The organism is Allobosea sp. 2KB_26 (assembly GCF_052115715.1).
In the GTDB taxonomy this organism is placed as follows: Bacteria; Pseudomonadota; Alphaproteobacteria; order Rhizobiales; family Beijerinckiaceae; genus Allobosea.
The window spans coordinates 380,338-401,997 of record NZ_JBFRHE010000002.1 but is presented as its reverse complement, the minus strand read 5'-3'; the positions used below and the strand labels follow the sequence as shown (position 1 = coordinate 401,997).

Here is a 21,660-nt window from a genome sequence, read left to right as displayed (position 1 = left end):
ACGCCACGCTCCCAGACTGATCGTCAGAATTGGTAATAGAGGAACTCGCTCACCTGCCCGAGCCGGAAGAACACCTCGCCGAAGAGCAGGAAGGCCGTGCCGAGGGCGATGAGCGAGGGGCGCCAGGCCAGCGCGCCGACATTTCTTCGCCAGTTCGACTGAGCATCGCCTTCGCGGTAACCGGTGATCTCCATGGGATCCGGCAGGAACAGGGCAATCGCCAGTGCCAGCAGCGTCAGCGCGGTCCCGGTGAGCGACCAGGTGCTGCCGAGCCAGGTGCGGATGAAGGCCTCCGATATCCAGCCCTGGCGGATCGCCCACCAGTCGTGCTGCAGCGTGAGCGCCTCTGCGACCGGGGACTGGCCCATGCCTCCCATGGCGGCGAAGAGATGCCCCGACGTCTCGATATCCGCAGAGCGAAACAGGACAGAGCCCACCACAAAGGCCGTGAAGGTCAGCGCCCATCCGACGAATCGGCCCGCCTGTGTCGGCTCGTCCCGCTCGGGCATGATCCGCTGCCAGATCGTGTTGATGGTGAGAAGGCAGCCGTGATAGGCGCCCCATACCACAAACGTCCACCCGGCTCCGTGCCAGAGACCTGCCAGGGTCATCGTGATCATCACCGCGATGGCGCGCCACCACCCCATCGGGCGTCCGAAGGTCAGCGGCCCGTAGACATAGTCCCGCAGCCACTGCGACAGCGTGATGTGCCACCGCCGCCAGAAGTCCAGAATGCTGGTTGCGCGCAGCGGTGCGGCGAAATTCACGGGCAGCCGGAAATTGAACAACAGGCCGAGGCCGATCGCCATCTCGGAATAGCCGGAAAAGTCGAAGTAGATCTGGGCCGAGAAGGCCAGGGCACCGCCCCATGCGGCGATCGCGGTGACAGGGTCGCCCCTCGCCGCAGCGTCGAAGACCGTGCCGACATGCGGCGAAAGCGAATCGGCGATCAGTACCTTCTTGGCGAGGCCGATGATGAAAATCGTCAACCCAAGGGCGATGTTGGACCAATCGAGCCGGAAGCGTGCATCATCGCCGAGCTGCCTGCCGAAGCTGTTCCAGCGCACGATCGGCCCGGCGATCAGATGCGGGAAGAACGCGACAAAGAACGCGTAGCGGCTGAAATGCAGCGGGACTTTGCGGCGGTAGACGTCGACCAGAAAGGCGATCTGCACGAATGTCGTGAACGACAACGCGAGCGGCACGACGGGGGGCGCGGCCTTGTAGGAGTGAACGATCGAGAGAAGGAAATCAGCGTATTTCCAGTAGCATAGCACCAGGATGTTGATGACGATTCCGAAGATCAGGAGTCGCTTCGCCGCCGGCTTCTCCGCCGCCGCGATCAGCCGTGCGAACCAGAAATTTGCGACGATCGACGCCACGGGCAACAGCACATAGGGCGGGTTCCACCAGGCATAGAAGACGAGCGACGACAGTGTCGTGCCGAGGATCGCGGCCGCCGCACTCACGCGCGCCAGTGCGAAGTGCAGGAGCACCGCAAGCGGAAGAAAGACGAAGATGAACTCGGTAGAATTGAAGAGCATCGGGCGTGCCGTTGGAGCCGTGCGAGGCTACAGGCATACAGCCGGTCCGGACGCATGCAAGATGGGCCGGACGTTTGCGGCCCATTAGCCGGCCTCATGTGTGAAATATGTCACCGATACTGCGGCTGCGGCGCCATCTCAGCCGTCCGCGTTTGCGCAACCTGAACGGCCGCCTGGAAGCTCCATTAAAGACCAGGAAACGCCATTCCTCACCTTCATCGAGTTTGGGAAGTTCGGCGGATATCGAGGCTGTCATCGCGCCCGGAAACCAGCTGTACGTTGCGCTGCCGCTGGTGCGTCACCGACTGCTGGCCATTGGGCTTCAAGCCGCTCTACCAGCTGACTTCGATGCCGAGCCGCCGCCATAGGCACGCTGGTAGCAGGTGGTGGCAAGGAGCGCTCCCATAATCGCCTCGCGCCTGCCGCGATCGATCCAGCCTTTGGTCACACGGCCGCCTCCGATCGCAAGCAGGATCTGGAGCATGATGCGCCGGGCCTGCCATTGACCATGCTGATTTCGATGATCTTGCTTGTGATGAACGGATTCAGCGGCCGCCGGAGGCGGCCTCGATCACGCGATGGGCGGCGGCGCTGACCAGTGCTTCGGCAAGGCTACGCGACCCTTGCGCAGGCCGTCGCGAGAGAGGAAGGGCGCCCTTGTGCGGCTTAGGCGACCCTTCGGAACTGGTCCGGCTCGAACCGATATAGCCGTCGACGCCCTCTCCTACTGCCGTCTCTTCTTTGGTGCTCCAGGCTTGACCGGGCTCTGCGCGGCGACCGGGTCGCTCGCGGGGAACGTGTCCTTCAGAGCCTTGTCGAGCTGCTGTTCCGGCGTGCTTTCACGCTCGGCCTTTCGCTGCTGCTTCTGCTCCTTCCGGAGGCTTTCGACCGCCGGGGTTGTGTGCTCCCGCATTGCCATGCCTCTGCCGTTGGTGAAACCGATAGACGACGAGGTAACGCCAGCGAAACGCATACGTTCCCAAACAGTGCGGCTCCTCCAGAGCCGCGTCAGGCCAGCCGCACGGAGATGCCTCCATCCACAAGCATCGGGCTTCCCGTCACGAAGCTCGACCGGTCGGACAACAGGAACAGGGCTGCTTGGGCAATCTCCTCTGAACGCGCCATGCGCTTCATCGGGTGCAGATTGGAGACGAAATCCAGGACGGCCGGCTGCCCCTCGCCGCCGCTTGGCGTGATGGTGCCGCCCGGCAGGAGCGCATTGACGCGGATGCCGTCCGCGGCATGCTCGGAGGCCAGCGACTGCATCAGGCCGATCATGCCGGCCTTGGACGCCGCATAGGCTGCCATTCCCGGCAGCCCGCCATTGCTGAATCCGACGAAGGAGGAGGTAAAGACGATCGAGCCCCGCCCCCTCTCCTTCATCACCGGGATCTGGGCCTTTGCGGCCAGGAACGCGCTTGTCAGATTGACCGCGATGACATCGTTCCAGTTGGCCATCTCCATCTCGGCGACGGGCGCCATGCCGCCTACGACACCGGCATTGTTGAAGGCGCCGTCCAGGTGACCGAATTCCGCGAGGGCGAGAGCGACGAGAGCATTGGCATAGTCCTCGTCCCTCACGTCGCCAGCCAGAAACACGACCCTGCCATGGTTTCCCCGGATCTGCGCTGCCAGGGCTTCCATCTCTGCCCCGCGGCGGGCTCCGAGAACCAGCTTGGCTCCTTCGGCTGCGAACAACAGAGCCGCGGCAGCGCCGATTCCGCTGCTCGCTCCCGTGATGATGATCGACTTGTCTTCCAGTTCCACAGCTTGCTCCTCTGATGGTGTCGTCGGGGCGAACTAGCGATTGGCCGGAGGGTGTAGCCACCCGTTTCCTGGGGGCCTGATCGGACGCGCGGCGGAACATGATGTCCGGCGGCATCGTTGTTTCGTCATTCGCGGATGACCGCGAGCTCGGAACCTTGCAGAGGAAAATGCCATGGAAACGGAGACTGAACGACGGGCTGAACGGCAATCGGCGACCCGGGGCGGCGACCCGATCTCTCCTCTCCGCCCCGACGATCACTCGACCAGCCATCCCGCGCAGGAAACGCCGGTCGAAGCACGGCAGGGCTTCCTTGGCCGGCCGGTTCTGAAAGTCCTGATCGCAGGCCTCGTCCTTGCGGCATTGGCCTGGATTATGGTCGCGTTCCTGATCGACTGACCCCCAGTTCGCAGAGGCCCCGGACTGCGCGCCCCTGAGCCGAGGTCTGCCGACGCCTCGCCCGCTCCGATCCAGAAAACAGAAACCCGGCCCCCCATTCGGAGAGCCGGGCCAAGTTTGGGGTCACTAACTCATCTGAACTACGCGCCGCGAACGATTTGGTTCCGATGGCCCATGCGAGATGTGCGCGCTCCGATCCACGCCGCTCTGCCATCAGATTCGCGCCCGGCGACATAGTCGCGATGACGTGATGACGCTCGACTGCGCTGTGATCTCTGGCTGCGACAATGCGTCGTATATTGCGGTTATTGCCGAGGTTGAGGGGGCAATATCGTCTCACCTTTCACGATGAGGTGTAGTGATGACCCATGTACTTCGTCTTTCACTGGCCGCTCTTGTCTTACTACCGCTCGCTGGATGCATGGAACAACAGGCGAGCCGCTCGATGTCCACCCCTACGACAACATCCTCCATCAGAACCTGGCAGTATAAGCCTGCTCCAGACTCAGTGAAGCTGATGGAGGAGCGCACGTTCTGACGGCGCGATCGCGGAGCGGGCCGCACCGGGGTTTGTTGAAGCGATTGGTCCGGAACAGCGTTTCCCTGTGAAATTCTGTTGCCGCCGGATCGTCGTCGCCCAGGCTGAGCGTATTCATTCACCTCGAGACCTTCCCCCGCATTGCTTGCACCATGGCGGCGTCGGGTTTCCGGCCGCAGAACGAGAACGAGCCCGCTGCACCTTTCGGCGCAGCGGGCAAATCCGTGTCTGTGAGTGATCGTGCCCGGCGTGGTTCGGCTCGGGGGGCCCATGACCCAGATCCCCAACCCCCAGAGGACAGGCGCGGCAGGATCTCGGAAAATCCCCGCGCAGCATCAGCGCTGCGTGAAGAAGGTCAGCAGGACCTTGCCCTTTTCGCCGATCAGGCACAGGAACCGCCGCGGCTTGTCGGTGCGGTCGGTCCGCAAATAGGCTTCGCCCATGATGATGCGTGTGATCGGCGTATCCCCGACCTTGGTTTCGGAGGTGGCGATCGTCGCCCCGTCCTCGTCGATATAGATGTCCTTGATCTCCGGCTCCCGCGCCGAGATCGTGTGGAGCGCCGTGGCCTTGCAGGCGACGATCTCTGGTGAGGACGGATTTTCTGCCGGAGCAGTCTGGCTGGACGCCGCGCCCGAGAGCAGCGCCAAGGCAATCAGGCTATGGAAAGTCGAACGGATCATGATCGGCACTCTGTTGAGGTCGATGCTAAACGCATGATCCTGGCGCCGGTTCAAAAATGCCCGACAGGAGACGTCCCACTCTTGCCAACGCACAGGCTCGCTGCGCTATCGCCGCAATCGGTGGGAGCCGCTGTGTTTGACGTCGTCGGTCACCACCAGGTCGGCGGATCGCCGACACGGATGGCCCCGAGATTTTGACTCGCACTCGAGAGAGAACATAACTAGAACGATCCGAGATCGCGGAGATTCACGCCATGAATGTCGACACCTTCATCATCCAGGAATTCGTCACCCGCCGGAAACGGCTGGTGCCAGGCAACAAGACGCCGGCCAAGACCAAGCACCACGCTCTGCGCGATGCGGAGCGGCTCGCGGGGCGGGCGGAAGGCGTCGCCGTCATCCATGTCGTGGCCGATGACGAAACCAGCGAACTCAGCTCGATTGAAGTTCTCGCCCGCCATGGCGCCATTCCCGAGGAATTCGAGGAAGGCATCAGGGCCGCATGATATGTCCCAAAGGGTCTGGGGTCTTAGGGCTTGGAAGACACCGGCCGTAAGTCTCTACCCGCGCACGCTCAGGCTGCATCATGCTCATGGTCTCCCGCAGCCGGCGGTGATCGTTATGCAACCTGTCTACGACGACCTGATCCTTCGCGCGCGCAAAGCCGTCGTGTTTCTCAAGCAATGTGGTCTCGATCACAGCGCCGAAATCGTCGATGAGATGGTCGACGCGGTCAATGAACTCACAGGGAGGGTCTCGCTGCTGATCGCCTTGAACATCTCGCTCCAGACGGGGGAGGACAACGAGGCGGGACACGGCCGGCTGGGAGAGCCTGGCCCGTTGCCCAATCCGGAGAGCTGACCGCTCCCCCAGGCGAGCCCGGCGCCAAGGCGAATCTCAGGACGTTCCCGAGAACCCCTGCTGCAGCGATCGCGCGAGCAAGGGCATCAGGGCCGGAACGTGCGGGCCTGCGTCAGATCAATGGAGAGAGGTCACGCTTCATGCCGCTCCATCAGCGATGTAGAAGCCGATGGCTGATGCACATGCCAGTACGATCGATAGCTCGAGAATGCCCATTGTCGCCCCCGAGGTTTGCTCAGCTTCAACTGCGGCAGCACTGCCCAAGTTCCGCCTCAGCTTCGCCCAAGATGAGAAATTTCTCCAGCCCTTTCGGAGCTACGGATTTCTGGCGCTCTCCAGCAAAGCTGATCGCCAGGGCGAGAGTCCGACGATCAGAAGAAGCGTTGGCAGTGTCGCCGTAGACCGTGCGGCTTCGATCGCCTCGTTATCGGCCAACGCATCGAGGAAGCTGAGCAGCAACATGACCGGGAGAAGTCCAGGACAGGCCTGCGGGCCGTGCCTGGCGCCTGCGGCATGACCGCCCTGCCCCGCAGCGTACGCGCCTGCCTGTCCACCGCAGGCAGAAAGCGGCAGACTACAAGCGGACCCACCCGGGCGGCGGCTCACACGGATCTTGCGTCGGCGCTCGGCCGGGAGCAGATCGTCCCCATCGGCGTACGACACAAGGACCGATCGCCATGTCAGACGAACCGGACGGCCTCGATCGCCGTGACTTCATGAGGGCAACCATTGCCTCGGTCGGCGCGTCGGCTGCCCTTGCTGCCCATGCCAGTCCGGCACGAGCTCAGGCCGCTTCGGCGCCGGCGGCCCGCTCGGCCCAGGTCGCGTCGCGCGGAACGGTCTTTACCGGAGACGTGATCGGCGGGAAGAGGGTCATCAGCGCACTCGACCTCGAGGACCTCGACCCCGGCAGGCACCTTTTCTATTTCCAGGGCGTGCAGATGCCGACAGGGCAGCACTGGTACGTGTCCGTGATCGTCGCCAAGGGAGCGGCGCCAGGCAAGCGCATCGCGCTCATCAGCGGTGTGCACGGCGACGAGATCAGCCCGATGCACATGATCCAATCAGTCATGGCTCAGCTCGATCCGACCACGATGTCGGGCAGCGTCATGGCTGTTCTCGACGTGTCGCGTCCGGCGCTGGAAGGCATGGCGCGCCGCTGGCCCAATTCCGGACGGGGCATAGATCTGATCGACATCAATCGCGAATGGCCTGGAAACGAGAACGGTGCCAGCGCGCCCAGCCGGCATGCCGGCTTGCTGTTCAACAAGCTGTTCAGGCCGAATGCCGATTTTGCGATCGACTTCCACACCGGGACCACCGGAATGGATCTCACGGGATTCCATCTCGCCCGAATGGACCTGCCCGAGGTCAGGGCCATGGCCGAGCTCTATCCGATCGACCAGATATTCGACAATCGCGCCTATCCTACGCTGCTGGCGAACGCCCTGATCGACGCAGGCATTCCAGCCTTCACGCCCGAGATCGGGGCCGCGCGGATCCTGGACCACAGCCTGATCCCGCTCTTCACCGAGGGCACGATGAATGTGCTGAAGCATCACGGCATCATCGCTGGTTCGATCGGGCGCACCGGCCGCGATTCAGGCGTGTTCGTCGCCAATAGCGGGCACGCCATTCTTTCAAGCCATGGCGGCTTCGTCGAGATTCTCGTCAAGCTGAAAGACAAGGTCAAGATTGGGCAGAAGGTCGCCATCCAGCGCAATGCATTCGGCGAAGTGGTCGCGGAATACACCTGCGATGTGGCGGGCGAGGTTTGCGGCCGGCGCACAGACGCCACAGCCGAGCCCGGGACACCACTCGTGTTCATCTTCTATAACACAGCGTCAGCCGAAGCCCCGGTCGACTATTCCGAGTAAGCGGCCAGCTGCCCGATGATATCGCCCCGGGCCGATGGGCCTGAAGCCGGCGGCCCTGGAGTGGAGACCATGAGGTCACGCAGGCACTGCCGGCCGCCAGGCCGGTTCGCTATCGCGCCTATTGGCCGGCAGCGACCAGCCGCATGACTTCCGACATGACGGGATCCTTGCCGGCGGCATAGTCCGCGAAGGTCGGTGCAACCGTCAACGTCGGCTGAAGCGATCCTGCCGGCACGGCATAGGCATAGTTCAGCAGGAAGCACGTCATGATCTGCGAAAGACTGCAGCCGTTTTCCCAATCGTGATAGGCCGTCGTATAGCGCAGCGTCAGTTTCGTGTTCGGCAACAGAGTGGTTCCGCCCTCGCCCCAGAACTGGGACCGGTCGCCCATCGCCTCCCCGATCAGGAGCGCGCGGGAGCCGGCGAAATATTTCAGCCGTGCCGCGGTGCTGATCGCCGCGGAGAAGGTGTTTGCGCTGGTCAGGATGAAGAGCCTGCCACCCGGCGGCAGAAGCTCAGGCAAGCGGCGCGAGAAATCCGCGGTCAGGACATAATCGCCGCCGCGGTTGAAGCGCAGGTCGACGACGGCGTTTCGAATGGATTTCCTGCCCGCCTCGTCGAGCATGTCCGACAGATACCGGGAGGCGGAGACCGGACCCTTGTCGCTCATCCGGTTGATCTGGACATAGAGCAGGTCCTGCGCCGGATAAACATGCCAATAATTCTCGTCGGGGCGCGAGAGATAGAGCGGCAAGGCAACGCCATCGAGGACGTGCCGCCATTCGGCCGCGCCAGTGGCTGGCGCAACGGGGCTGAGATGGCGCTTCGGCCAAAAATTGCCGCTCAACGGCGCCTGGCTGGCAGGCAGCGCAGCGAGCTTCGTGCGCCTCATGCTCCCATCTGCGGTGCGGATGTCGAACATGCTGCTGCTTGCCGTGTCGGCGAGTCCCGCGGCATGGAGAAGTTCAGGCGAGATCAGGACATTCGGCACGAACTCCTTCGACAGATTGGCGGGGCCGCCGACATAGGGGCGCAGCGCCTCCACCAGGGCCTCAGTCGGGCGCTCGTTTGCGCCAATGACCTGCCCCCCGAGAAGCTGACGCTGGCTGTCGGTGGCCGCGATCACGAACAAGCCGTCAGAAAACCATCCCAGGCGAATAGGCGCGGCATTGAAACCATGATCCCCGGCCAACCCGACAATGTTGGTATGGCCGTTATCGGCAAGAGCCACGGCCTTTGCCGTCGCCATCGCCATCGCCGCCCTGTCGAGATCGCCTGCGCGCCGCTCGATCGCATCGAGCGCTTGACCAAACGCCGCACGGGTTTCGTTGGTGAAGCTGCGCTCGACCTCGGGCAGACGCCGCAGATGCGCCAGATCCTGCCGATTCCTTTCGGCCTGTGAAGCGGCGGCCTGAAAATCCGTCTTCGGATAGGGTTTGAGCGTCGGATAGAGAATGAGGGCGAGCGGCAGCAACATGAGAAGAAGCAGCGCTGCTATCGCGATGAGGGAGACCTTGATCCAGCGCCGGCGCAACAACTGCCTGGGAGCATTACCGTCTCGTCGCATTGACCTGGCCAATCCTGTGCACCCTGTCGATCACGCGGCTGTGACATGGCCCCGACTCGCTCCGTCAGCCTGATCGCAAAGGTTGTAGCAGGAGTATGAATACGGCTGTCGCGTGTTGCAATAACGACGCGAAGCCACGGCCTCACCGCCGACGCTCGACGCCGTCGCAGCGGTCGATCAATCGCCGCAATCAGCGTGCGGCTTCGAGCCATGCCAAAGCCTGCGCCCTCTCATCGAAGGGAAATTGCCGAACCTCCGCTGAAACGAAATGCTTGGCGATATGCGGCATGATTTTCAGCAACTCGCTATCGGTCACCGCCGCGATCCGATCGATCTTGCGGTGATGATCCCTGACGAAGCGGAGATGGGACACGAGCGCGCCGAAGCTGTCCCAGCCCGGAAAAGCCCTTGCGCAGATCATCACCCCAGCGAGCCTGCCATGGGATGCGATGAACGGATCGACCTCCCGGGCGATCCGTTCAAAATCGGCTTGTTCAAGCGGTCCGTCCGGCGACAGCACAAGCACAGCCGGGTCGCGCAGCAATTCGAACTGGATCATCGTTCCCTCTCGATCTGGCGTTCGAGGCGGCCCTGCTCATCAGGAAAGCCCTTGGCGTCTTCCTCCGCGGGGAGCCTATCGCGAGTATGTCATGGCGCGCATGCGGTTCCCATGCCGGCGAACCGCCGCTTGCGGGGCCGGCCCTGATAATCGCTGAATCCCTCCAATGGCTCCTGCGCCGCCGGGCGTGTTTGAAGAGGTTCTGGCACTCTTGCGGCTTGAAGAGGTCACAGATGCTGCCGACGGCCTTGCAAAGGGCATCGAAGGTTCTGGTCTGCGCCCTTCGGAGATGCGCCTTGAGCTTGGCGAAGGCCATCTCAATGGGGGTGAGATCTGGGCTGGTTGACGGCGGTTGAGAGGCGGCGCTGCTCACGCACATCCGCGCGTGCGCATTCCGACGCCATCAGCGCGCAGGATCGACCATCATACCGGTCGCCTGCGCCAGACGCTTCGGAGTACCCTAACGAAGGACGACGGATGCAGATCTCGCGACCTGGCGGTCGCATCCACTCCTGGCCAGCCTGCGGGCCAGCGACGTCACCGCATCGTCATGACAACGGTACCGGTGACGCGCCAGTCGTGATCTCCGCCTTCATCGACCAGCCCGGCCAAGCAGCGCGAGAACGGGTCGATCACATCGCGAATGCGATCGGTCATTATGAGTGGTGATGGACGGGCGCTCCGCTATGCCTGAGCTCCCACTCTTTTAACGCATGAAACGCTGCGATATTCGCCTGTCCTTCTTCCATCGCCCTCTGCATTTGGCCGTTATGCATCATGTCGTAGCTTTCATAGATGGCATCCATCGTGCAGCCCTTGGGGCTGTTGCACGAACCCTGACTGGGCAGAGGAACCCAGGCGGCCAATGTGACAGCCGCTACCACAATCGCTGCGCGCGTAATCAGCTTGCTCATCGTCACAGCCTCCATGCTCGGTTCGCGTACTGAACCTAGCAGGCCGCCACGCGAACCGTATCTATTCGTCACCCTGACGCAGAGTATACACCCGCACTGGTTTTGCTCCCTCTGCGGCGAATTCTCGCAGACTTCAAAAAATCGCGAGCGATTGAATAGTAATTTCTTGCGAATGAGCTGATCGATATTTGCCATCGCCTCAGGATTTTCAAACGCGCCATTGCCTTTCTGTAGGTCGCGTGGTTCGGGCAATGCATGAGGAGATCGGTTGAACGGCCACTGGCGGCTCGTACCCCCGCTACCAATGGCGTGCCCGGGACCGAGGGTTTGTCTGCGGCCAATGGCGAAGAGGCTGCCCCAGAGCGGAAACGGTTCAGCTTCGAGCGGGGCGCGTGCCCGACGCGGATTTCGCGGCCCAGCGGTCTAATCTGCGTGGGTGAAACGATGCCGGACCGGGAACCCGGCCAGCCGCGCACCTTCGATCAACACGGCGCGATCCCTTTCGTTGAAATTGCGCTTGGCGAGCTCCGCATCGAAATTGGCGAAGAAGTCGGGGCGCATCTTGAGAAATTGGGACCGACTCGCGCCTGCCTCTGCGTCATGTCCGGCTCGGGCATAGATGAGTGCGGCGACAAAATGATAGAGGGAGAAGCTGGCGAGATCGGCCCGCTGGATCAGTGAGAGGGCCAACTGGTCGTCATTCAGCATATAGGCGGCAAGCGCCTGAACCCCGACATAGTAGCTCGATCGGCCTGGATTGCGCGCAACGGCCTGATCGAGCAGATCGAAGCCGCGCTTCCACTGGCCCGCCTGCGCCAGGCGGCTGCCATATTCTCCGAGCAGTTCCGTGTCGTTCGGGTTGAGTGCCAAGGCGCGCTCGCCGATCCGTAAGGCCTCGACCGGCTCCTGGCTGAAGTACAGGACGGTCATCAGCGCCTGTTGAGCTCGCACATTCTCCGGATCGAGCTCGACGGCACGCAATGCGGCGTTCCGAGCCCGGGAGATCGGATCCGGAGCTCCTGGCCGGCGGTTCAGCTGGAAGCGATCCTCATCGAGATAGAGATAGGACAGCATGGCCCAGCCCGTTGAATAGTTCGGATAGCGGGCGGTGGTCTGTTCAAGGCATTGCCGTGTCGGGACATGCTCGGCTTGACTGAGGCTCTGCTTGTACCGGTAGAAGCGGAGCGTGCACTGGTAGGCATCGAAACTCTCGGGCCTGCCGTCCTCCGCCCTCACCTGCGAGGTGTCGAACACGATCCCATAGGGTTGGGCGACGGCTGTTGCGACCTTGGCGGCGATATCGGATTGGACGCCCAGGATATCACTGACGCGCAAATCCGCGTCATACACCCGGGACCAGAGAATCGCCGCCGTCGCGCCATCGAGCAGGCGGCTGGAGACCCGGAGCCTTCCGTCGGACGTGCGTATGCTCCCTTCAAGCACGAACTCCCTGCCCCTACCTGCGGCCACTGGCGCGGGAACCGCGGAAGGCGTCTTGCTCGGCGCCTCCCGCACATAGACCGACAATTCCTTGAACCTCGCCAGTTGTACGAGCACCTCTTCGGTGACGCCCGCGGCGAGGAGCCCGGCCTCGGAGCCGGGAGAGAGATTGGCGAAGGGCGTTACGACAAGGGCTGGCCGAACCGGCCCGTCCGTCCGATCGCTGCGCCAGACCTGGCTCATCCCGACGCCAACGACGACCAGCGCCATGACGCCGGTCAGCGCCCAGACCCAGGGCGTCCGCGGCTTCGGCCAGGTCGAGACGGCCAGAGCCGCATGCTGCGCAGTCTGCACGTGCCCGGTCGATGGATCGAGTGACCGCCATGAGAAGTGCGGAACGTAGCCGCCCTTTGGAATCTCGATGAGGACGCGATCGCCCTGCCCCGCGACAAAGTAATAGCGCTCCATCGCGCGCCGGAGCCGCCCGGCTTCGATGCGCACAACCGGATCGTTCTGGAGATCGAAATTCGGATCTCGACCAAGAACCTCGGTCGCTATCGAATAGGCCTTGATGCGTTCGGCGCGACCGGCGAGCGTCTCATTGGTGACGTAGATCAGAAATCTTCTGATCCTGTCGGATACCTTGAACTCGGGGCTTGCCAGGATCAGCTCAAGTTGTTCCATGATATCGCTGGGTGATGGGCCACCCCAGTCCGAACTCAGAAAGGCGCTTCCAGAATTTCTCCGCTGCATGGACTTGGCCCCCTCCGACCAATATCTCCAAGTACGGGTCTGAAATCGGTAACGATTTTAGGAAAGCACGCGGGAGCTTACGCCGACCCGACGTGATCGGCCACAATTTTCGTGGTGCCTCGTGCGGCCGCTATGCCTCTGCAAGGGCCAGGAACCGCGAGTTGGCCGAAAGGCGGGCGCGAGAGGAGGATCGATCAGTGGCGCGAGCGGCCGGATCAGTGTCCTGTGAAAACCAGTGTTTGAATGGGCAGGACCAGCGCCTGGATCCTCAGGAGCATGGCATGAACAAGCCCGACCGCATCGACCGCATGAAGCACGATCTTTTTGACGGATCCTGTCTCCTTGGACTCGATGCGATCGTGATTGCTTGAATAGGCATTGGCGATACAGCTGCTGCCTGGCGTCACCCCGTCGAGCCCATCGGGATAGAGCGGCTCCAGAAATGTCAGGATCGTACCGGGCCTTGCCACCTGCTGCACATCGATCAGCTGCTCGCCGCCGCGGAACTGCCCGGCTGCAATAAAGTCCTGCACCCCGGTCACGACCATCGGAATGACGACCCAGGGCTTCGAAATGCAGGTGGCTTCCGCAACCATGCCCACCTTCATGACCTGCGCCTCGATCTGAGAGAAGCCTGCCTGCAGGGAGGATCGTCCGGCCTCCTCGGGGATCAGGACGCCGCCCGGGCGCAGAAGCGGGTTGACGATGTCACCGACTCGAAGGGCAAATTGTTCGACACGTCCGGTCACTCCGGCTCTGATCACGGTCTTCTCAAGATCGACCTGTGCCTGAGCCAGGGCGGCCTGTGCACTCTCCTTCTCCGCCGGCAGCAGCGTCGAGATGCGCGTTTGCGCCGTATCCCGCGCCGCGATCGCCGAATTGACCGCAGCTTCCTTTCCGGCGACGAGGACCTCCAGCCGCTCGATCTCACGCTGCGCGACCACATTCGCGTTCCGTCGCATCAATTCCTGCTTGGTCCGCAACTCATCCTGAGCCTGCTGGAGGTCACTCCTTGCCTCCTGGATCTTGGATTCGTTCGAGGCGAGTTCGGACCGGGCGACAGCAAGCGCGGCCTCCGTCTCGACAATCTTGCGGCGGGCGGTTTCGGCTGCCGCTTCCTGCCGGCTGCTGTCGAGACGGAAGATTGGCGCGCCCTTTTCGACCTTGCCGCTGCCCCTGACATAGACCTCGGCGACCCGCCCATTGATCTCGGGCACAATCGGCACGGTTCTGAAGAACAAGGTCGCGTTCGTGGTCGAGGGGTGATTGTAGAAGATCACCGTGATCAACCCGATGGTCAGCATCGCGCAGGCAGTGATGCCCCAGCGCAATTCGAACCAGACCGAGTAGAGCGTGATCTCCTTGCCAATGCGCTTGCCCTGACCGTAACGACGAAAGAGGTAGTCCGGCAGGATCGTCAGAAGCGAGCAGAACATGAGCTCAAGCATGGGTCGACTCCTTCCGGCCGCCATGAAGCTCGGGCTCGCGATCGGCCGGCGTCTCCCGGGAATCAGGCGAGTCAGGTGGCTCTGTTGATGAACTGCCGCCGCGGCGGGGCGCGGTTCCTGCAATTCGCTCGAGAGCGTGAGCCATGCGGCCGAAGAGGCCGGAGAAGTCGGGCAAGTCGATCAGCGCCAGCAGGAGCCCTGCCACCCAAAACAGATGGACATGCGTGAACAGCGCCAGAAGCCCAAGGACCGCGACGATCTCGAACTGGAGCTTCTGGGACTTGTGTGCCATCCGCTCGGGCAAGGTGTGCAGGCGAAAAAACACCACGCCAACGGCCAGGATCGCAGCGATGAGGAGCACCGCCATCGCGATCATGAGATAGTCGGTCTCTCCCGGAGCCGTGATGAAGGCCGGCAAGGGATGCGGGGCGGCGGGATGAATGTTCGGCGACATGACGGCTTCCACATCCGGCCCTTGTGGCTGGCGTGACGGTATCCGTCTCAGGCCCGAAACGCCAGCCCGTGACCGTTCACTTGAGTGTCACCTGGAACGCTTCGGTAAAGACGAGCTCGATCATGTCGCCGCGCTTCAGCTTCTGGAGATCCGCGACCAGGGTTGGATCCGCAACCGGTAGCGAACGCCGGCCATCCGGACCGTCGATCGTGACAATCTTCTTGGCAGGGTCGAAGCCGTTGAATTTCGCCGTCACGGTCGCGGTCCGGGTGACGAAACGGGAGGGAAGGTTCTGGAAAACCGCATCCGACTTGCCTTCGGAGTAGCGGATGCCGGGCTTGAGTCCCTTCTTGCCCCGGGTGACGGCCGCGATCGCTCCGTCGATCCGCCTGATCTCGAGATTGTCTCCAACCTTGACCTTGGAGAGGTCTCCAAACACCTCGGGTACTTCCACAAGCCAACGGTGGCTTCGCTGTTGCACGATCATCGTGCGATTGGGCCGGTCGACCGCCGCAACCTTGACATTGAGTTCGTCGATGGCCGCCGGGCCGACGCCTGCGACGATGACCGTCTGCGCTGCAGCCGGCTGGCTGCCGGTCCAGGAGGCCACACCGCCAAGAAGGGCGAAGGCAAGCGACCAGTGCTTCAATGTCGACATGTTGTGGCCTCCGGGTTTGCCCGCTTGGCAGCCGCTTCATCCGCCTCTGCGGCCGCGGTTGGGAGCGGAGCTTCGGTGAAGGCGCAACGATAGGCGACGGCCCAGGGGAGCGGGAGTAACTAACGGGAGGTTACGTCCGCACGAGGTTGTCCAGTGGCCGGGACGCCGCTCAATCCGCCACAAGTCCTGCTCCGTCCACCAGATTGAACAGGCCGCACGCGTCGCTTGCGGTCGCGAGGCGGGCGTAGCCTCCCGTTAGTTACTCCCGCCGGCGCGATCTTTCTCCATAGTGGTCGCAACGTAGCGCTCGTCGGCGGGAGTACCGTTGCGATGGATCAGGGCGTGATGGCCGCCATTCGGCATCTTCCGGCCCATGGAAGGTCGATTAAGGAAAGAGCACTCCGAAGCGAGAGTTTTCGTACGCTCTGCGCAGATCTGGCCGAAGCCGAACGCGCGCTTGCGGAATGGGAGAGTTCGCTGCTGCCCATCAGCAAGGCGCGCTGCATCGACTACCGACAGCTCATCGAGAGCCTCGAAGCCGAGCTCAGGGAAGCCCTCGGTCGTCCCGACGGCACGTGACGAGGCAGGCAATCGCGATTTTGCAGAGGAGATGGCAATGTCCCAGACCGCGGCGCCCGGTGTGAAGACCGACATTCTCGCCGACGAGAGTTTCATGTCGGCCGACGATCTGAATGCCTACATGGCGGAACTCGAGATGGCCAAGGCATCCAAGATGCTGAGCGCCATGGATAAGGCCGAGGAGGCGCGCCAAAAGCTCGTCAGAACGCTTCAGGACGAGATCGAGGTCACCCCGGACAAGATCGCCGAGATCAAACAGAGCCTCGCGGTGAAGACGCGGGCGGCCGCCGGGCGTGGCGAGCGCGAGGTGATGGTGATGCGGTTTCCGAGCGCGCTGTGCAGCGACAAGGGCCGCGCGCTCAACAATGCGGAACCGGACTGGCCCAGCACCCTCACCGGCCGGCCGCGCCAGGCCTATGAATTCTGGAAGGAACATCTGAAGCCCGCCAATTATCGGCTGCGCGCGATGATCATCGACTGGCCAGGCGGGTTGCCGGGCGATGTCGCATTCTTTTTGGCCTGGTCCTAACCGAACGGGAGGGCGGGATCATGGATGCCCCTGCCAGCAAGGCCATGAAGCGTAAGCCCTATGAGCGCCAGTTGAAGGACTTTCACGGCGAACTGGTCAAGGTCCAGGAATGGGCCAAGCATACCGGCGCCAAGATCTGCATCCTCTTCGAGGGCCGTGATGGCGCCGGCAAGGGCGGTGTCATCAAGGCGATCACCGAGCGGGTGAGTCCGCGGGTCTTTCGCGTCATTGCGCTTCCCCCGCCGACCGAGCGCGAGCGTTCGCAGATGTATATCCAGCGCTATCTACCCCATCTGCCGGCAGCGGGCGAAGTCGTGATCTTCGACCGCAGCTGGTACAACCGCGCCGGTGTCGAGCGGGTGATGGGGTTCTGCACGGAAGAACAGGCCAAGGCCTTCCTGTTCGCAGTCCCGAGCGTCGAGAAAGTCATCGTCGAATCCGGCATCATCCTGCTGAAATACTGGCTCGAAGTCAGTCCGGAAGAGCAGACGCGCCGGATCGAGGAGCGCATCACCGATCCGCGCAAGATCTGGAAGCTGTCGCCGATGGATCTGAAGTCCTATAGCCGCTGGTACGACTATTCCCGCGCCCGCGACGACATGTTCCGGGCGAGCGATACGAGTTGGGCGCCATGGTTTGCAGTGCGCTCCGACGACAAGCGCCGCGCCCGGCTGAACATCATCTCCCATATCCTGTCCTCGATCCCCTACGAGGCGCCACCACGCGAGAAGATCAAGTTGCCGAAACGCCAGAAGCCGGACGGCTACGAGGATACGAACTTCGCGCGCCACTGGGTCGCGGAGACCCGCTGAAGCGGAACGGGTGAGGCAGCGACAAGGAGGCTACATTGCAGCGCTCCCAGGCGGCACTGGGCGTTCGACTTCCCGCGGGGGCGGAGGCCGCCACGGCGACGTTGCCTGCTGTCCGGCACCGATACCTGATCCTGTGCGGGGTCTTCATACTGGCCGCGATCTCCGGCCTGCTTCTCAATCTCGTCCTCGGCTCCAAACCGGACGGAGTGCCGAATGCAATCAGATACGCAGGCATCACCGCTCGTCAGCCCACCGCCTGGAACCAATATGGCTGGTCGATCGCAGGTGTCTCGATCGCGCTGTTCCTGCAAGCAGTCCTGATCGTCCTGCTCCTGTTCGAACGTCAACGGCGCGCTGCTGCAGCGCGGGAGGCAGGTCAGTTCCTGTCCGAAGCCATAACGGTTGATCGGCGAATTTCCTTGGGAGAAATGTCCGCGTGCATTGCCCACGAACTCAAGCAGCCGCTCAGCGCGATCCTCATCAATACTGAAGCGGCCGAGATCATCCTCAAGAATGCAGCCCCCAGCATCGCGGCGCTTCAGGACATCGTCGCGGACATCAAGCGGGACGAGATGCGCGCGGTCGCGATCATCGACGGCGTGCGCAGCATGATCCGACCGACACTGGCGCCCGCCCGTACGATCGATCTGAATCGCTGCATCCGCGATACATTCCGGCTCGTTTCCAGCCGCGCTGCGGCAAACGATATCGTCCTGAAATCAGAGCTGGACGAGAGGCTTCCAGAGATCCCGGCCGATGCCATCCAAATTCAGCAGGTGATCCTCAACATCACCATCAACGCGCTCGATGCCATCATCGGCCACGACAGTTCTCGACGGGAAATCGTCGCAAGGAGCGTGGCCCGCGGACGAAATGTCATTGAACTGTCCATCATCAACTACGGTCCCTCGGTCCCGCCCGATGCATTGGGCAAGATCTTCGATGAGTATTACACCACGAAGACCGACGGCATGGGGCTCGGACTGGCGATCAGCAGGAAGATCATTCTCGCGCATCGCGGGCGGATCTGGGTGGCCAACCGCGATGATGGCGGGGTTGCCTTCCATATCCATCTCCCCGCCATGAAGACATGAGGGGCCTCGATGCCAGCCAATATCTACCTGGTCGATGACGACATCTCCTTCAGAACCGCCATGGTTCGCTTGCTTGAAGCCTCCGGCTTCCAGGCGAAATCATACGGAACCGGAGCCGAGCTCCTGGACCAGCTTCCCGAAGAAGGAACTGACGGTTGCATTGTGCTCGACGTCGATATTCCGGGCGTAAGCGGCCCCGATCTTCAGATCCGCCTGAATGCAGCCGGATCACGATTGCCGGTGATCTTCCTGACCGGTCACGGCGACATTCCAACCAGTGTCCGCACGATCAAGGCAGGCGCAGAAGATTTCCTGACGAAGCCGGTCACCAAGGACGTGCTGTTCAATGCGATAGACCGGGCGCTGGCCCGGTGTCGCCGCTCCAGGCACGATGACGATGGCGCCGTCTTGCGAGCGCTCCGGCTCGGCAGCCTCACCCCGCGGGAACGCGAAGTCTTCGCTCTTGTGGCGAGAGGCAGGATGAACAAGCAGATCGCTTACGAACTTGGAACCACCATCCGCACCATCAAGGCCCATCGGCACAACGTGATGGAAAAAATGGCCGCACGCTCCATTGCCGAACTTGTCCTGTCTGCGGAGCAACTTGGTCTCATCTCCTAGCCAGGGGGATGACCAGTCCGGTGGCATCAGTGTGCCCTGCCTTGTGTCCGTACAGGTTGAAGGGCCCCCAACGAATGGCCGAGAAACGCGGCGCCTGGCAAATGACGCGTTTCTCGGAGGTCTGCGAAAGCTCTGTGGCAGTCTCGAGAAGAGGGGTTGGACCGCGATGACAACCGACCCGCAGCAGAGTGGTCTCGTCCCACATCCGGCAAAGGGCCTGAAAACCCCGAGAGCCGCCGCCGCCGCGGGAATCCTGTTTTCGGTGCTGCTGCTGACCTCGCTTTTCCTGCTCCTTGATACAGTACGGCTGGACCCGCGGGACCCTGGCGAATGGCTGGGCCCGCAATCTTGGAAAGTCGCGCTCGCACTCAACCTGATCCCGTTCGCGGGCATCGCGTTCCTGTGGTTCGTCGGGGTTCTTCGCGACCGGATGGGGGCAGCCGAAGACAAGCTGTTTGCAACGGTTTTCCTCGGAAGCGGCCTTCTGTTCATCGGCCTTCTCTTCGTCTCCGCTTCGTCGATCGGAGCCATCCTCATCGCCTATTCGGCGCTTCCCAGGGATCTGCCGGGATCGGTGACCTTCATGCTGGCGAGGTCGCTCGCCTATCACCTGACCAGCATCTACGCCCTGAAAATGGCGGGCGTTTTCCTGATGACGGCCTCGACGATTGTCCTGCGTACCGGGATCGCCGCACGCGCAACGGCGATCATCGGCTATATCGCTGCCGCCACCATCCTGATCGGCAGCCAATTCATGGATTGGACCGTGATCATCTTCCCGGTCTGGGTCTTTATCGTCAGCGTCGACATCCTCATTCGGGAAGCCCGCTCGCGGGCGGCCGGTTAGGTCCCCTCGCCTGCTGGAATGACGCGGTGTTCGGTTTCGAAGGCCCCGACGGCATCCTGAAGCTCGTCGAAGATCCGCCCTGGCCCAAGCGCATCGACGAAGCCCGAGCGCCTGAGAATATCCATCGGATCCCGGTGCAGCTCCGCCACCGCCAGCGTCACGCCGCGCTCGGCGAGCGCTCTCTGCAACTGGTCGAACATGACCGCAGCGGTTGAATCGATCTGGGCAATCGCACTGGCGTCGATCACGAGCCAGCGCGTTTCCGGCGGCGCGGCATCAATGATGCTCTCGATCCGGGCCTTGACGTATTCGGCGTTGAAGAACAGCACGTTGCCCTGAACCAGGTAGATCACCAGCCCGGGAACGGGCCGCGCCTCCGGCACCCGATGCAATTTGTAGAAGCCCGGCCTGCCGGCAGCGCGCCCGAGCAGGGCATCGCGCGGTCGCATGTCCTTCAGCAGCAGATGCAGCAGCGTCCCGGCAATGGCGATCACCACGCCGCTCAGCACGCCCAGGCTGATCGCTCCCCACATGCTGATCAGCGCAAAGAGGAACTCGACCCGGCTGATGCGCCAGGTTTCCCTCAAGCCGGACAGGTCGATGAGATTTAACGCCGCGGCGACGAGAATGGCGCCGAGCGCCGGCACCGGCAGCACTCGCAGCGCCTGATTGAGATAGAGCAGCAGCGCTGTCAGCGCGCCGGCAGCGACGAGCCCCGACAGCTGCGATCGTCCGCCGGCCGAGAGATTTATCGCCGTGCGCGAATCCGAGACGGTGACGGGAAACCCGCTGAACAACCCCGATGCGATATTGGCCGCGCCTATGCCGACGAGCTCGCGGTTCGCATCGATCGCAAAATTGCCGCGTACCCCGAAACTGCGCGCGCCAACCAGCCCTGAGCTGACGCTGACGAGCCAGACGGCCCCGGCGCCGAGCACGAGCTCGCGCAGCGGCAAGACCGCCCCAGTGGGAAACGACAGCGCCGGGAGCGTGTTCGGCAGGCTGCCGACGACCTTGATGCCCATCCCCTCGAAATTGAACAGATAGGAGGCGATGGCTGCAACGACGACGACGACGAGCGGCCCCGGGATCGGAAAGCGCAGGCGCGGCAGGGCCAGCAGAAGCGCCAGCATCGCTGCTCCCAGCGTGACCGAAGGCCAATGGATCAAACCCGATCTTCGCAGCAATTCCAGGACGGGGGCCAGCAGGCCGTCGGCATCGATCTTCACGCCGGTCAACCGGCCGATCTGCCCCACCATGATCGATATCGAGATGCCGCTGATGAAACCGATCAGGATCGGACGGGACAGGAAGGCCGCGATGGCGCCAAGCCCGACCGTGCTGGCGAGCAGGCTAAGGATGCCGACAGCTACGGCAAGCGCGGCGGCCGTGGCGACCCGCTCCTCGGGAGAGGCAGCAGGCAGCGCGGCCATGACTGCAGCCAGGACCGTCATAGTCGCCGCATCGGGGCCGAGGATGAGCTTGTGAGAGGGGCCGAAGAGCGCATAGCCGACGAGCGGCAGGATGCTCGCATAGATCCCCACCTCGACGGGCAGCCCCGCGATCGCGGGATAGGCAATGGCGCTTGGGATGGCGACCGCTGCCACCGCAAGGCCTGCGGTCACATCAAAGCGCAACCAGTCGGGCGAGTAGCCGGAGAAGCCGCTCAGGATCGGAAGGCGACCGAACATCGTTGCTCCCTTGTGCCTTGCCCGGCG

At 62.8% G+C, this 21,660-nt stretch carries 22 protein-coding genes and 1 pseudogene; 10 read left to right on the top strand and 13 right to left on the bottom strand.

Annotated elements, in window-relative coordinates:
* Positions 1 to 23: 23 nt before the first annotated feature.
* The 3 genes from AB4099_RS10025 to AB4099_RS10015 all read right to left on the bottom strand — a co-directional run bounded on the left by AB4099_RS10025 (position 24) and on the right by AB4099_RS10015 (position 3,311).
* Positions 24 to 1,544 (bottom strand): MBOAT family O-acyltransferase, encoded by a 1,521-nt coding sequence (locus AB4099_RS10025; protein WP_441477946.1) that lies wholly within the window; start codon positions 1,542 to 1,544, stop codon positions 24 to 26.
* Positions 1,545 to 2,268: 724 nt separating this feature from the next.
* Positions 2,269 to 2,457, bottom strand: coding sequence for a hypothetical protein (locus AB4099_RS10020; protein WP_162768251.1), 189 nt, complete (start codon positions 2,455 to 2,457; stop codon positions 2,269 to 2,271).
* Between the two features lie 95 nt (positions 2,458 to 2,552).
* Entirely contained in the window at positions 2,553 to 3,311 is a 759-nt protein-coding gene (locus tag AB4099_RS10015; protein WP_441477945.1) for an SDR family oxidoreductase, read from the bottom strand.
* A gap of 172 nt (positions 3,312 to 3,483) precedes the next feature.
* Here AB4099_RS10015 and AB4099_RS10010 point away from each other — a divergent pair, with 172 nt between their 5' ends.
* Positions 3,484 to 3,708, top strand: coding sequence for a hypothetical protein (locus tag AB4099_RS10010; RefSeq protein ID WP_441477944.1), 225 nt, complete (start codon positions 3,484 to 3,486; stop codon positions 3,706 to 3,708).
* A gap of 873 nt (positions 3,709 to 4,581) precedes the next feature.
* On the opposite strand, the gene AB4099_RS10005 is transcribed toward AB4099_RS10010, so the two are convergent.
* On the bottom strand, positions 4,582 to 4,929 hold the full coding sequence (locus AB4099_RS10005; RefSeq protein ID WP_441477943.1) for a hypothetical protein: 348 nt from the start codon (positions 4,927 to 4,929) through the stop codon (positions 4,582 to 4,584).
* A gap of 254 nt (positions 4,930 to 5,183) precedes the next feature.
* On the opposite strand from AB4099_RS10005, the gene AB4099_RS10000 reads away from it, so the two are divergent.
* The 3 genes from AB4099_RS10000 to AB4099_RS09990 all read left to right on the top strand — a co-directional run bounded on the left by AB4099_RS10000 (position 5,184) and on the right by AB4099_RS09990 (position 7,667).
* Entirely contained in the window at positions 5,184 to 5,435 is a 252-nt protein-coding gene (locus AB4099_RS10000; RefSeq protein ID WP_069881075.1) for a hypothetical protein, read from the top strand.
* 115 nt (positions 5,436 to 5,550) lie between these two features.
* Positions 5,551 to 5,790: a hypothetical protein gene (locus tag AB4099_RS09995; protein ID WP_441477942.1), complete on the top strand. Its 240-nt coding sequence runs from the start codon at positions 5,551 to 5,553 to the stop codon at positions 5,788 to 5,790.
* Positions 5,791 to 6,467: 677 nt separating this feature from the next.
* The gene (locus AB4099_RS09990) at positions 6,468 to 7,667 is read left to right on the top strand and encodes a M14 family metallopeptidase (RefSeq protein ID WP_441477941.1); all 1,200 of its coding nucleotides are present in this window, start codon (positions 6,468 to 6,470) and stop codon (positions 7,665 to 7,667) included.
* 118 nt (positions 7,668 to 7,785) lie between these two features.
* Here the strand turns inward: AB4099_RS09990 and AB4099_RS09985 are convergent, their stop codons facing one another.
* From AB4099_RS09985 to AB4099_RS09950, 8 genes and pseudogenes are all read right to left on the bottom strand, one after another.
* The gene (locus tag AB4099_RS09985; RefSeq protein WP_441477940.1) at positions 7,786 to 9,234 is read right to left on the bottom strand and encodes a hypothetical protein; all 1,449 of its coding nucleotides are present in this window, start codon (positions 9,232 to 9,234) and stop codon (positions 7,786 to 7,788) included.
* A gap of 190 nt (positions 9,235 to 9,424) precedes the next feature.
* Positions 9,425 to 9,793: a SpoIIAA family protein gene (locus tag AB4099_RS09980; RefSeq protein WP_113516559.1), complete on the bottom strand. Its 369-nt coding sequence runs from the start codon at positions 9,791 to 9,793 to the stop codon at positions 9,425 to 9,427.
* A 184-nt stretch (positions 9,794 to 9,977) separates the two neighbouring features.
* Positions 9,978 to 10,142, bottom strand: a pseudogene (locus AB4099_RS09975) (IS630 family transposase); the annotation flags it as partial.
* 307 nt (positions 10,143 to 10,449) lie between these two features.
* Entirely contained in the window at positions 10,450 to 10,707 is a 258-nt protein-coding gene (locus AB4099_RS09970) for a hypothetical protein (RefSeq protein ID WP_162768249.1), read from the bottom strand.
* A gap of 423 nt (positions 10,708 to 11,130) precedes the next feature.
* A complete protein-coding gene (locus tag AB4099_RS09965; protein WP_441477939.1) occupies positions 11,131 to 12,831 on the bottom strand; it encodes an adenylate cyclase in 1,701 nt (566 codons plus the stop codon).
* 284 nt (positions 12,832 to 13,115) lie between these two features.
* Positions 13,116 to 14,348 carry an HlyD family secretion protein gene (locus tag AB4099_RS09960; protein ID WP_113516555.1) on the bottom strand — a complete coding sequence of 411 codons (1,233 nt, stop codon included), beginning with the start codon at positions 14,346 to 14,348 and terminating at the stop codon, positions 13,116 to 13,118.
* Complete coding sequence (locus AB4099_RS09955; protein WP_441477938.1) at positions 14,341 to 14,802, bottom strand: hypothetical protein; 462 nt, start codon at positions 14,800 to 14,802, stop codon at positions 14,341 to 14,343. The genes AB4099_RS09960 and AB4099_RS09955 overlap by 8 nt, the downstream gene beginning before the upstream one ends.
* 76 nt (positions 14,803 to 14,878) lie before the next feature.
* Positions 14,879 to 15,460, bottom strand: coding sequence for a hypothetical protein (locus AB4099_RS09950; protein ID WP_113516553.1), 582 nt, complete (start codon positions 15,458 to 15,460; stop codon positions 14,879 to 14,881).
* A 330-nt stretch (positions 15,461 to 15,790) separates the two neighbouring features.
* On the opposite strand from AB4099_RS09950, the gene AB4099_RS09945 reads away from it, so the two are divergent.
* The 6 genes from AB4099_RS09945 to AB4099_RS09920 all read left to right on the top strand — a co-directional run bounded on the left by AB4099_RS09945 (position 15,791) and on the right by AB4099_RS09920 (position 19,942).
* Positions 15,791 to 16,039, top strand: a complete 249-nt coding sequence (locus tag AB4099_RS09945; RefSeq protein WP_113516552.1) for a hypothetical protein — start codon at positions 15,791 to 15,793, stop codon at positions 16,037 to 16,039.
* 37 nt (positions 16,040 to 16,076) lie between these two features.
* The gene (locus AB4099_RS09940; RefSeq protein WP_113516551.1) at positions 16,077 to 16,568 is read left to right on the top strand and encodes a hypothetical protein; all 492 of its coding nucleotides are present in this window, start codon (positions 16,077 to 16,079) and stop codon (positions 16,566 to 16,568) included.
* 20 nt (positions 16,569 to 16,588) lie between these two features.
* Complete coding sequence (gene ppk2 / locus AB4099_RS09935) at positions 16,589 to 17,380, top strand: polyphosphate kinase 2 (protein ID WP_113516550.1); 792 nt, start codon at positions 16,589 to 16,591, stop codon at positions 17,378 to 17,380.
* Between the two features lie 35 nt (positions 17,381 to 17,415).
* Positions 17,416 to 18,474 (top strand): sensor histidine kinase, encoded by a 1,059-nt coding sequence (locus AB4099_RS09930; protein WP_441477937.1) that lies wholly within the window; start codon positions 17,416 to 17,418, stop codon positions 18,472 to 18,474.
* 9 nt (positions 18,475 to 18,483) lie between these two features.
* Positions 18,484 to 19,095 carry a response regulator transcription factor gene (locus tag AB4099_RS09925; RefSeq protein WP_441477936.1) on the top strand — a complete coding sequence of 204 codons (612 nt, stop codon included), beginning with the start codon at positions 18,484 to 18,486 and terminating at the stop codon, positions 19,093 to 19,095.
* Positions 19,096 to 19,261: 166 nt separating this feature from the next.
* A complete protein-coding gene (locus AB4099_RS09920; RefSeq protein WP_441477935.1) occupies positions 19,262 to 19,942 on the top strand; it encodes a hypothetical protein in 681 nt (226 codons plus the stop codon).
* Here AB4099_RS09920 and AB4099_RS09915 read toward each other — a convergent pair.
* A complete protein-coding gene (locus AB4099_RS09915) occupies positions 19,939 to 21,633 on the bottom strand; it encodes a SulP family inorganic anion transporter (protein WP_441477934.1) in 1,695 nt (564 codons plus the stop codon). The two genes, AB4099_RS09920 and AB4099_RS09915, sit on opposite strands and share 4 nt — an antisense overlap.
* Between the last annotated feature and the right edge of the window lie 27 nt (positions 21,634 to 21,660).